At 48.7% G+C, this 10820-nt stretch carries 12 protein-coding genes and 2 pseudogenes; 6 read left to right on the top strand and 8 right to left on the bottom strand.

Features of this window, described 5'->3' with window-relative positions:
* A pseudogene (locus IR141_RS11020) lies at positions 1–116 on the bottom strand (IS1595 family transposase); the annotation flags it as partial.
* Positions 117–327: 211 nt separating this feature from the next.
* On the opposite strand from IR141_RS11020, the gene leuC reads away from it, so the two are divergent.
* The 3 genes from leuC (at position 328) to leuD (ending at position 2716) form a co-directional block, all read left to right on the top strand.
* Positions 328–1734 carry a 3-isopropylmalate dehydratase large subunit gene (gene leuC / locus IR141_RS11015; protein WP_135037168.1) on the top strand — a complete coding sequence of 469 codons (1407 nt, stop codon included), beginning with the start codon at positions 328–330 and terminating at the stop codon, positions 1732–1734.
* 130 nt (positions 1735–1864) lie between these two features.
* On the top strand, positions 1865–1999 hold the full coding sequence (locus IR141_RS11010) for an entericidin A/B family lipoprotein (RefSeq protein WP_135037165.1): 135 nt from the start codon (positions 1865–1867) through the stop codon (positions 1997–1999).
* A gap of 75 nt (positions 2000–2074) precedes the next feature.
* Positions 2075–2716 carry a 3-isopropylmalate dehydratase small subunit gene (gene leuD, locus IR141_RS11005; RefSeq protein ID WP_135037163.1) on the top strand — a complete coding sequence of 214 codons (642 nt, stop codon included), beginning with the start codon at positions 2075–2077 and terminating at the stop codon, positions 2714–2716.
* A gap of 204 nt (positions 2717–2920) precedes the next feature.
* Here the strand turns inward: leuD and IR141_RS11000 are convergent, their stop codons facing one another.
* From IR141_RS11000 to dnaB, 6 genes are all read right to left on the bottom strand, one after another.
* Entirely contained in the window at positions 2921–3382 is a 462-nt protein-coding gene (locus IR141_RS11000; protein WP_135037160.1) for a PilX family type IV pilin, read from the bottom strand.
* Between the two features lie 7 nt (positions 3383–3389).
* Positions 3390–3908, bottom strand: coding sequence for a PilX N-terminal domain-containing pilus assembly protein (locus IR141_RS10995; RefSeq protein ID WP_135037157.1), 519 nt, complete (start codon positions 3906–3908; stop codon positions 3390–3392).
* Complete coding sequence (locus IR141_RS10990; RefSeq protein ID WP_135037154.1) at positions 3884–4786, bottom strand: PilW family protein; 903 nt, start codon at positions 4784–4786, stop codon at positions 3884–3886. Before IR141_RS10990 ends, IR141_RS10995 begins: the two co-directional genes overlap by 25 nt.
* A gap of 19 nt (positions 4787–4805) precedes the next feature.
* The gene (gene pilV / locus IR141_RS10985) at positions 4806–5513 is read right to left on the bottom strand and encodes a type IV pilus modification protein PilV (protein WP_194198396.1); all 708 of its coding nucleotides are present in this window, start codon (positions 5511–5513) and stop codon (positions 4806–4808) included.
* An 85-nt stretch (positions 5514–5598) separates the two neighbouring features.
* Positions 5599–6267 carry a GspH/FimT family pseudopilin gene (locus IR141_RS10980; protein ID WP_135037151.1) on the bottom strand — a complete coding sequence of 223 codons (669 nt, stop codon included), beginning with the start codon at positions 6265–6267 and terminating at the stop codon, positions 5599–5601.
* 283 nt (positions 6268–6550) lie between these two features.
* The gene (gene dnaB, locus IR141_RS10975; protein WP_135037149.1) at positions 6551–7960 is read right to left on the bottom strand and encodes a replicative DNA helicase; all 1410 of its coding nucleotides are present in this window, start codon (positions 7958–7960) and stop codon (positions 6551–6553) included.
* Positions 7961–8195: 235 nt separating this feature from the next.
* Between dnaB and IR141_RS10970 the strand changes: the two genes are divergently transcribed.
* Positions 8196–8729 carry an inorganic diphosphatase gene (locus IR141_RS10970; protein ID WP_135037146.1) on the top strand — a complete coding sequence of 178 codons (534 nt, stop codon included), beginning with the start codon at positions 8196–8198 and terminating at the stop codon, positions 8727–8729.
* Between the two features lie 280 nt (positions 8730–9009).
* Here the strand turns inward: IR141_RS10970 and rpe are convergent, their stop codons facing one another.
* Positions 9010–9693, bottom strand: a complete 684-nt coding sequence (gene rpe, locus IR141_RS10965) for a ribulose-phosphate 3-epimerase (RefSeq protein ID WP_135037143.1) — start codon at positions 9691–9693, stop codon at positions 9010–9012.
* A gap of 310 nt (positions 9694–10003) precedes the next feature.
* Between rpe and IR141_RS10960 the strand changes: the two genes are divergently transcribed.
* Positions 10004–10342, top strand: coding sequence for a Spy/CpxP family protein refolding chaperone (locus IR141_RS10960; RefSeq protein WP_228068241.1), 339 nt, complete (start codon positions 10004–10006; stop codon positions 10340–10342).
* Positions 10343–10621: 279 nt separating this feature from the next.
* Positions 10622–10820, top strand: a pseudogene (locus IR141_RS10955) (IS1595 family transposase); the annotation flags it as partial.

Genomic DNA, 10820 nt, shown 5'->3' with positions numbered 1-10820 from the left:
GTATTGGGCTGAATACCTAAGATATCGGCAGCAGAACGTGCGGTTACTTCCAATACAAAATATTCAAGCAGTTTTCTTTGCAGACTCTTCTTTAACTTACAGTGGGTTATCTTCATTTTGGCAGCCTGTCATGACTGCTAATCTACGTCAGCCCCAAAAATTATTGCAGTTAATACACAGCCAAAATAAGACAATATGTCTAAAAAATTATCAATAAAATTCAAAATAAAATATAAAAATCATTTTTTTAGACATTTTGCTTGCATTCTGCCGCACGAATCGCTACCATCACGCCGATATTTTTCTGTGATAACCAAAGCACAAACCATGAAACCGCAAACCCTTTACGACAAACTTTGGAACAGCCATATCGTCCGAGAAGAAGAAGACGGCACCGTTCTGTTATATATCGACCGACATCTGGTACACGAAGTTACCAGTCCTCAGGCTTTCGAGGGGCTCAAAATGGCCGGCCGCAAGTTGTGGCGCATCGACAGCGTGGTTTCCACTGCCGACCACAACACCCCCACCGACCATTGGGACGAAGGCATCAAAGATCCCATCTCCAAACTGCAGGTCGATACTTTAGACAACAACATCAAAGAATTCGGTGCGCTGGCCTATTTTCCGTTTAGAAACAAAGGCCAGGGCATTGTGCACGTGATGGGGCCCGAGCAGGGCGCCACCCTGCCCGGCATGACGGTGGTTTGCGGCGACTCCCACACCTCCACCCACGGCGCATTCGGCGCACTGGCGCACGGCATTGGCACTTCTGAAGTCGAACACACCATGGCCACCCAGTGCATCACCGCCAAAAAATCCAAAACCATGCTGATTAAAGTAAACGGCCGTCTGAAACCCGGCGTTGCCGCCAAAGACATGGCTTTATACATTATCGGCCGAATCGGCACCGCCGGCGGCACCGGCCATGCGGTCGAATTCGGCGGCGAAGCTGTCCGCAGTCTCTCGATGGAAGGCCGCATGACCTTGTGCAATATGGCTATCGAAGCCGGCGCGCGCAGCGGCATCGTGGCTGTGGATCAAACCACCATCGATTATGTGAAAGGCAGGCCGCTCGCTCCCAAAGGCGAAGATTGGGAAAAAGCCGCTGCCTACTGGAAAACGCTGGTTTCCGATGAAGGCGCGGTTTTCGACACGGTTTACGAGTTTGATGCTGCCGATATCGAACCGCAGGTTACTTGGGGCACCTCGCCGGAAATGGTGCTCGACATCAACGGCAGAGTACCCAACCCCGCCGATGAAGCCGACCCGGTCAAACGCAGCGGCATGGAGCGCGCGTTGGAATACATGGGGCTGGCCGCCGACACTCCGTTAAACCAAATTCCCGTTGATGTGGTGTTTATCGGTTCCTGCACCAACAGCCGCATTGAAGATTTGCGCGAAGCCGCTGCCATAGCCAAAGGCCGCCGTAAAGCCGCCAATATCCGCCGCGTATTGGTGGTGCCGGGTTCGGGCTTGGTAAAAAATCAGGCCGAGCGCGAAGGCTTGGACAAAATCTTCACCGAAGCCGGCTTCGAATGGCGCGAACCGGGCTGCTCGATGTGCCTGGCCATGAACGCCGACCGCCTCGCACCGCAGGAACGTTGCGCCTCCACTTCCAACCGCAACTTCGAAGGCCGCCAAGGCAACGGCGGGCGCACCCACTTGGTCAGCCCGGCAATGGCCGCCGCTGCCGCAGTTACCGGCTGTTTCACCGATGTACGCCGTCTGTAAAAAACAACAGGCCGTCTGAAAAACTTTCAGACGGCCTGCCTTAGAAATTGTTTTTTAGCACAAACTTTGGCATGATAATAACAGTATGCAGCAATGCATACCGTACTTTCAAACCATTAGGAGCTTAAACATGAAAAAAACTGTATTGGCCGTATTAACCGCCATGACTTTATTGTCTGCCTGCAACACCGTATCGGGCTTCGGCAAAGATGTATCCAAAGCCGGCGACAAACTTGAGCAAACTGCCGACCGCCACGGCCACTAATTTAATTGCACCCAATATCTCCACCCCCGCAACCGCTGTTACTGCGGGGGTGTTTTGCAAACCGAAAGTACGAACATGAAAGCATTCACGCAAATTACCGCATTGGTTGTCCCGCTTGACCGCGCCAATGTTGATACCGATGCCATTATCCCCAAACAATTTTTAAAATCCATCAAGCGCAGCGGCTTCGGCCCCAATGCTTTTGATGAATGGCGCTATCTCGACCACGGCGAGCCGGGCATGGATAACAGCAAACGCCCGCTCAACCCCGATTTTCCGCTCAATCAGCCGCGCTACCAAGGCGCACAAATCCTACTCACCCGCAAAAACTTCGGCTGCGGTTCATCACGCGAACACGCCCCGTGGGCTCTTGATGATTACGGCTTCCGCGCCGTTATCGCTCCCAGCTTTGCCGACATTTTCTTCAACAATTGCTACAAAAACGGCCTGCTGCCGATTGTGCTGGGCGAAGAAACAGTCGACCAACTGTTTAAAGAAGTGGAAGCCAACGAAGGCTACCGTTTGGCCATTGATTTGGAAACGCAGACTCTCACCACACCGAGCGGCCAAACATTCACTTTCGACATTACCGAACACCGCAAACACTGCCTGTTAAACGGCCTTGACGAAATCGGCCTGACCCTGCAGCACGCCGATGAAATCAAGGCGTTTGAAGAGCAACGCAAAGCCTCGCAACCGTGGCTGTTTCATGTTTGACTGTTCAAATAAAACGCACAGGTTGGTGTTTTCAAATAGTGCGCCATACCCATACTTAACCTTGATATTTTTTACCTAAAATCAGATACTTGTGATAATATTGCGCATGATGACATAAGCTTTCGTGATGCTTTGTGAATTTTACAGAAGCATCAGGCCGTCTGAAAAACTGATGTTTCAGACAGCCTGTTCCAATCTTGGCTTTTACTTTTTATTGCCAATCTGCTCACATTTTCCCGTTGTATTCTGAGCCCGTGCAGAAACGGCATCTTGACATCGATAAGCCTCACCGACACTGTTCATCCACAATGCCAAGGTATAACCATTATTTGCTTTGGGCGTAATCACCAAGTTATAGCGCAGGCTGTTTTGATCAGGCATCACTGCTGTGATTTCATAGCGAGCTTCCAGCTCCGGATCCCTAAACAACCCTGAAGCTCTTTTTTGCAAATCTGTTTGGCTGGACAATGACCCCGGAGTGCTGACACGTTCGGTTTTAATATTGTTATTGATATCCAACAATTCTGCCTGGGCATCGGTTAAATGCCCGCGCTCGATATAGCGGCTATATGAAGGGTAAGCTATCCCGGCAATTATGCCGATAATCGCCACCGCAACCATCAATTCAACCAAGGTAAAACCTTGTATTTTCTGTTTTGATTTCATATTTCCCCTATTTTCCCGCTGCCACATAAGACTGTAAAATCACAACAGTGTTTCTGTTTTTACCCCATGCTTTAGCCGTTACGCGGTAGATTTCCGAACCGTCAGGCTGCTGGCTGATATATTCAATAATATAACGGGAAGGTTGCGCAGCTTCTCTGGCTGCGAATATTCCGCTGCTGTTATCTATACATGATTCGGTTTTGGATTTTCCACAGGTAGCGCGCTCCCAAGCAGGATTCGTGCCTACATTACACAGAGCGTTTTTGCAATCTTCTGTGAACTGGCTTGCATCAAGATCATCGTCAGCAATTCTTTTCTCACCTGTCCGCAATGCGGCTTCAGCCAATGCTGTAGCAAATTTGTGATCTGCATCGTTGGTGCTGATACGCTGCTCGGTGTTATAAGACTGGGTTACGCTTACTACCAAAAAAGCCACTACAATCATTACCATCAATACAATAAACAGTGAAAAGCCCTGTTGTGCCGATTTGGGTTTAAAAGTTACGAAAGGCTGCGGTTGGCGCATGTGTTTCCTCCCCTTATTGCTGCATCAATATTATAGATTTGCACGGCATTGCCGTCTCCACCTGTCAAACTGATACGGACAAATGCAGGAATATGATTCAAACTATTAGAATATTGAAATTTTTCCGTGTTTCCTTCCCCATCGGGGCAGTCATTCACATAAATATATCTGAACGTTGCACTTGTAACGCTGTTTACCAACAGCTGGGGGTTGCCCCATGTATTGTTCCCATTCAACTGGAAACGGAATAAACCTGTTTGACCGCCGACAGAGCCGGTTACATAGGCATGTACGGCATAACGCAATACAGAAATTTCATTGTCTCGGGCTGTTGCCGAACCCAATGCAACTTTTGCTGCTGCGATGTTGGCCGGTTTGGTATTATTTGCCGGCCGAACCAAAGTGTCGCAGGTACTGAGCACCAACTGATCACCATTCTCAGGATTATCTGCCCCATAAAGAAAAACCAAAGCATCCGATGTGGCGGTAAAATTTGCCGCATTAAAATTGCTCCTATTGATTGTTCTTACCGCCCCTGAATTGCCCGCTGTATTATCCAGTTTGAAAGCATTTGATTGTGATGTTGCGGTATTATTATCGCGGATGGTCCGGCTATTGCTTTCCGCCATATTGAAACACCCAAAACCACCTGCCATACGGGCATCACGCACCACCATATTGGCGGCATTGCGCACATCCTGTTGCGTATTCATACGGCTGTCGGCAGCACTATTCAGCTGGCGGGCGGTGAAATAACCTTTGCTCACTGCCACCAATACAATCATGCTTAATGCACTGGCCACCAAAAACTCTATCAGGCTGAAACCCTTAATGCTTTGCGCACCCGTAATAGGCGGATAATATTTTTTGTTTTTCATATTTCGTTCTTTGATTGGGTTAATCCGGCACACGCGCTTGGTAAGTGTAAACGATATTGCTGTTATAGCTTTTTACGGCAGGAGCAACATCAGCCTGCTCCGAATCTATCTGCCACAACACTTTAACCATCAACGGCCCACTGTTTTTACAATTTGCATCCACATTGCCGTTTGAGTCGATTTCCATCTCGTCCACCCCGCGGCATATGGCATATCGAACCTCTGCATTGGGCAGAGCCGATCCCAATGCACTTTCAAAACTACGGATTTGCTCATCAACCAACTCGCTTTTAGTCAATTGGGGCGGATTACCGGCATTTGCCCCGCCTGGGTTGTTGCCGCCTGCAACATTGCCCTTTATGGTTTGTATTCCGTTTTTCATATAGGCATCATAGCTTTTATTCACCCAACCGGTATCGCCGGATGCTGCCGACAAAGTCGGATTAATCTGCATTCCCTCCATCAAATTCTGCACGGCTTGGGCAACAATGGTTTGGCTTTCGGCTTCGCGCACGCCGGATACGGTGCGCAACTGGGTAGCCAGCAAGGCCAGCACACCAACGGCCAATACAAACATCGCCACCAACACCTCAACCAGCGTCATGCCGCCTTGGCGTTGTTTCAGACGGCCCGATTCCTGCTGCGCCGAGGCGGCAACATCTGTTTTCAAATGGTTCGGATATAGGATGCGGTGCATATTTTCCCCACACTGTTTTTTCATTGACATTTACTTTATCTTGGGTATAAGTCGGGCTTTCAGACGGCCTCAAATGGTTTGGTTGCCATATAGCTGCCGTTTTCAATAGCAAAGTTTATTCGTCTTTATATTTGCATAATTTGGCAATCGTGCCCGTTACGCTGCTTTCGCATTTTTGCACTCTGCCGCCGCTGTCTATCACCAAAATCGAAGCTCGTGCAGCTTTGGTTCTATCGTCTTTTGCTGCAGCATCGGTAATGGAAATTTTAACAAACCCGCTGCCGATGCTGAATGTGCTGCCGGCTCCCGCATTAGCGGCATGGCCGAATGTGCCGTTGGGATAAAACGCCCATATGAGATTGCTGCCCGGCTGCTTTGCACCGCTAAAACTGTAAATATTGAACTGATAACGGGTTCGCTGTTCATCTTTGGCATTTAGAATAACGGTACGCAGATCAACATCGGTATTGCGTGTGTAACTGCCGTTTTTATCGGTATCGGCAAATGCCACCATGCCTTGGCCTTCATATGTGGCTTTGCAGTAATTGTCAGGATTGCCGTCCACTTTGATTTGGGCGGGGCAAACATAAACCGGCAGATTCAAACGGACGGCTTCGCTGCGTGCGAAGCGCAGAAGATTGGCCACCTGCTCCGCCTGGCTTGCGGCACGGCGGGAGGCTATCCATTGACTCATATTGGGGAAAGCTATTGCGGCCATAATTGCCGCGATGGCAATCACGATTAACAGCTCGGTTAAGGTAAAACCTTGGTATTTTGAACGCATGAGCAAACCTGGAGACGTTGTTTGGGTAATGTGTTTTATCAAATATTCAGTCTGTTTTCAGACGGCCTGAAATAAAACCGGTTCAATCATGCGCGGAAATACCGTAAAAAACACCCGCAGCCGAACCACGGGCATTTCATCTGCAATTGCACAGGCATGCCCCCTGTTTATCCAGCCCTGCTCTTTGGCAGTTTTGTTTATTTTCGTTGTCTATTGTAAACGATAACGTAGCTGCATACCTAATAAAATATGAAATGCGCTTAGCTTGGCGCGGAAATCTGTATCAATCTTCCATCATTGCAGCATCCGGCACATAGGTGGAATTTTCAAACTTGGTAAACTGGCCGATAAAAGTGAGATATACCCTGCCGGTGGGGCCGTTGCGGTGTTTGCCGATGATACATTCCGCCAAGCCTTTAAGCTGGGTTTCTGCGTTGTAGTATTCATCGCGGTACATAAACATAATCAGGTCGGCATCTTGCTCTATAGCCCCCGATTCACGCAAATCGGACATCATCGGGCGTTTGTCGGTGCGCTGCTCCACCGAGCGGCTCAACTGGGACAATGCAATAACCGGCACCCGCAGCTCTTTGGCCAAAGCCTTGAGTGAGCGTGAAATTTCGCCCAGCTCTGATGCGCGGTTGTCGCTGCGTCCCGATCCTGCCATCAATTGAAGATAATCGATCACTATCAAACCGAGTTTGCCGTTGAACTGGCGGGCAAGGCGGCGGGCGCGGGCGCGCAGCTCGAGTGCGGTCAGCCCCGGCGTTTCATCAATAAATATCGGCGAATCCGAAAGTTTGACCACCGCATTATTCAGACGGCTCCAATGTTCATCTTCCAAACGACCGGTTTTGAGAACGTGCTGGTCGAGCCTGCCCACTGATCCGAGCATACGCATCACCAACTGTGCGCCGCCCATTTCCATAGAAAACACAGCCACGGGCAGTTTGGATTCCACCGCCACATGTTCGGCAATATTGATGGAAAACGCGGTTTTACCCATAGACGGCCGGCCGGCCACGATAATCAAATCACCCGGCTGCAAACCTGAGGTTTTTTTGTCTAAATCAATAAAGCCGGTGGCTATGCCGGTTACTTCATCGGGATTATCGCGCGAATAAAGCATATCGATACGCTCGACCACCTCTTTCAAAAGCGCAGGCATTTCTAAAAAGCCCTGTTTGGATTTGGCCGTGCTCTCGGCGATTTGAAAAACTTTGTTTTCGGCTTCATCGAGAAGCTGCCCGGCATCGCGGCCTTGCGGGTTATAGGCGCTGCGGGCGATTTCAGTGCCCACTTCGGCAAGCTGGCGCATAACCGAACGCTCCCGCACAATTTCGGCATAGCGGCGGATATTGGCAGCCGAAGGTGTATTTTGCGCCAGCGTAATCAGATAGTTGAACCCGCCGGCCGCCTCCAGCTCCTCGTTGCGCTCCAAAGCCTCCTGCACGGTAATCACATCAGCAGGACGGCTTTCGTTAATCAGGTTGGCGATGCTGCGGAAAATCAGCCGATGTTCGTGGCGGTAGAAATCTTCAGAGGCAACCACATCAGCGATTCGATCCCAAGCGGCATTTTCAAGCAGCAGGCCGCCCAACACCGACTGCTCCGCCTCCATAGAATGCGGCGGCAGCGATAATGCGCTCACTTCACGGTCTTCAGACGGCATCATATCGATGTAATCGTTCATGGGATCTGCCTTAGTGTATATTGGGGAAAGCCGCTTATTATAACCGAAGCCCAAACACAGCGGCCTGTAAGCATTCAAAACAAAAAAGAGAAAACGGCGGCATTGAAGCGCCCCGGAAAATTAGACACCATCTCCAACTTATGAGGCACAATTCAAGCGGCAGGGTTTCTTCGCTATAACGGCCAAGCAATGCTATACTCACGCCCGTTTAAACCGATTTAAAAAAGGAAGCATTATGGCTGATTTCAACAAAATCCTCCCTCCCGGCAACGTGGATGGCGGCATGGTCAATGTTGTGAACGAAATTCCCGCAGGCAGCAACCACAAAATCGAATGGAACCGAAAATTAGGGGCGTTCCAATTAGACCGCGTAGAGCCTGCCATATTCGCCAAACCCACCAACTACGGCTTTATCCCGCAAACCCTTGATGAAGACGGTGATGAACTGGATGTTTTGCTGATTACCGAGCAACCTTTGGCTACCGGCGTGTTTCTAGAAGCAAAAATCATCGGCGTAATGAAATTTGTTGATGACGGCGAAGTTGACGACAAAATCGTGTGCGTGCCCGCCGATGACCGCAACAACGGCAATGCTTACAACAGCTTGGCTGATTTGCCGCAACAGCTGATCAAGCAAATCGAGTTTCACTTCAACCATTATAAAGCCCTGAAAAAACCCGGCTCAACCAAAGTGGGGCACTGGGGCGATATAGAAGAGGCTAAAGCGGTGATCAAAGAATCTATTGAGCGTTGGAACAAACAAGCTTAACCCCCTCATAACCCATCAATAGATCAGCGCATTTCAATGCAAAACCGAAAACTTCGGGCAGCCAACAGCAGGAAGCCGGTTCGGCTGCCGCTGTCGGCTGGGTTTACCAAACCGTTCTCCCAGGATCAAAACCCGCAGCACTGCAACGGAATAAACGCCCCCCCTGCCCCAACAAGCGCCGCAAAAAAACTACAAGATACCCAATGATTCGGGTATCTTGTTTCAAACAGATAAACTGCCGATATAACAGTTAGAGGCCGTCTGAAAAATATATCCCCCTTCAAAAGAGTGTGCCGGCCAATTCCTGCCGCATTTTATCAATAACGGCCTGATAGTCGGCCTGACCAAAAATTGCAGAGCCGGCCACAAACGTATCTGCACCTGCAGCGGCAACAGCAGCAATATTGTCCGTTTTGATACCGCCGTCCACCTCAAGCGCAACTTTCCTGCCGCTCTCGCCTTTATATATATCGAGACAATCACGCACCTGACGGATTTTCACCAATGTTTGCGGAATAAAACTCTGCCCGCCAAAACCGGGATTAACCGACATCAGCAGCACCATATCAAGCCTGTCCAACACATTTTCCAACACATAAACCGGTGTAGCCGGGTTTAGCACCAAACCTGCCTGACAGCCCAAATCTTTAATCAAACTCAGGCTGCGGTCGATATGGCGGCTCGCTTCGGGGTGAAACGTGATGATGTCTGCCCCGGCTTCTGCAAACGACCGGATCAGATCATCCACCGGCTCCACCATCAGATGTACATCTACCGGCACGGTAGTATAAGGTTTAAGTGCAGCACACACCATCGGACCGAAGGTAAGGTTGGGCACATAATGGTTATCCATCACATCAAAATGGATAAGGTCGGCGCCCGCTTCGGTAACGCGTTTCACTTCCTCCCCCAAACGGGCGAAATCCGCAGATAAAATACTCGGAGCAATACGGAACTGTTGCACGATTGGTTTTCCTTTAAGTTTTTTCGTTTCAGACGGCCTCTGATTGAAAAAGTTCAAATCACGCCGATTACAATATTATTGATTTTAATATACTGTTTTAAAAATAAATTTTCAATAAAATTTTTTTGTCATTAACAAATATTATCTGAAATAATACCGCGCTTCACAAACATATCCGCTAGTATTTTACAAATATTGAATTTGTGAAAACAATATGCTTATCACAATAAAGTTTGACCCGTTGTTACAGGCAGCCGCCCTAGGCTGCTGCCTACTGATTTTTGGAACAAACCATGCCTACGCATCGCCAATGCTCCGTTTGGACAACTTCCATCCCAATTGCGATGTACGCCCGCTGAATTTGAGCCATGCACAAATCAATGAGTTGCGCAGTATCCGTAAAGAATACAAGAAAGCCATTGAAAAAGCCTCCCGCAAAGAAGAGCGCATCAGCAAAAACCGCCGCCGCGATATTATCAAAATCCTTTCCAGCGATAAATTCAATGCCGATGATTCACGCGATTACATAGAAAGCCGCTATCTCGCCAGTATGGATTTCGCAGTTGACGAATTGGCCATCCAACACCGTTTCTACAAGCTGCTCACGCCATTACAACGCCAACATTGGCTGAACACCTGCCTGAGATGAATTTACCAACAAACCAAACACGCCCGCAAATCATTAAAGGCCGTCTGAAAGACTAAACTATAGCCAACATTAAAACAAAACAAGTATATATCCTTCTATATACTAGGAACCAAGCCACAAAGAATAGAAGCAATGCGTCAGGCAGATCAATCTCGTCATGATTTTAAAATGGGCTATATCTAAATTTAGCATTAAAACAGGCTTAATTCGCATCATGCTTAAAGATCGGGGCTGTACTAGATAACTAGGGAAATTTAACTTCAGGTTAGAATAATCCCTATGAGAAAAAGTCGTTTAAGTCAGTACAAGCAAAACAAACTGATTGAACTATTTGTTGCAGGTGTTACCGCCCGCACAGCGGCGCAATTAGTTAGCGTCAATAAAAATACCGCTGCCTATTACTTCCACCGTTTGCGCTTACTTATCTATCACAACAGCCCGCATCTGGAAATGCTTGATGGTGAAGTAGAAGTTGATG

This window comes from Neisseria sp. 19428wB4_WF04 (assembly GCF_015235335.1).
Taxonomy (GTDB): domain Bacteria; phylum Pseudomonadota; class Gammaproteobacteria; order Burkholderiales; family Neisseriaceae; genus Neisseria; species Neisseria musculi.
This window is presented reverse-complemented; position numbering and strand designations above follow the sequence as displayed.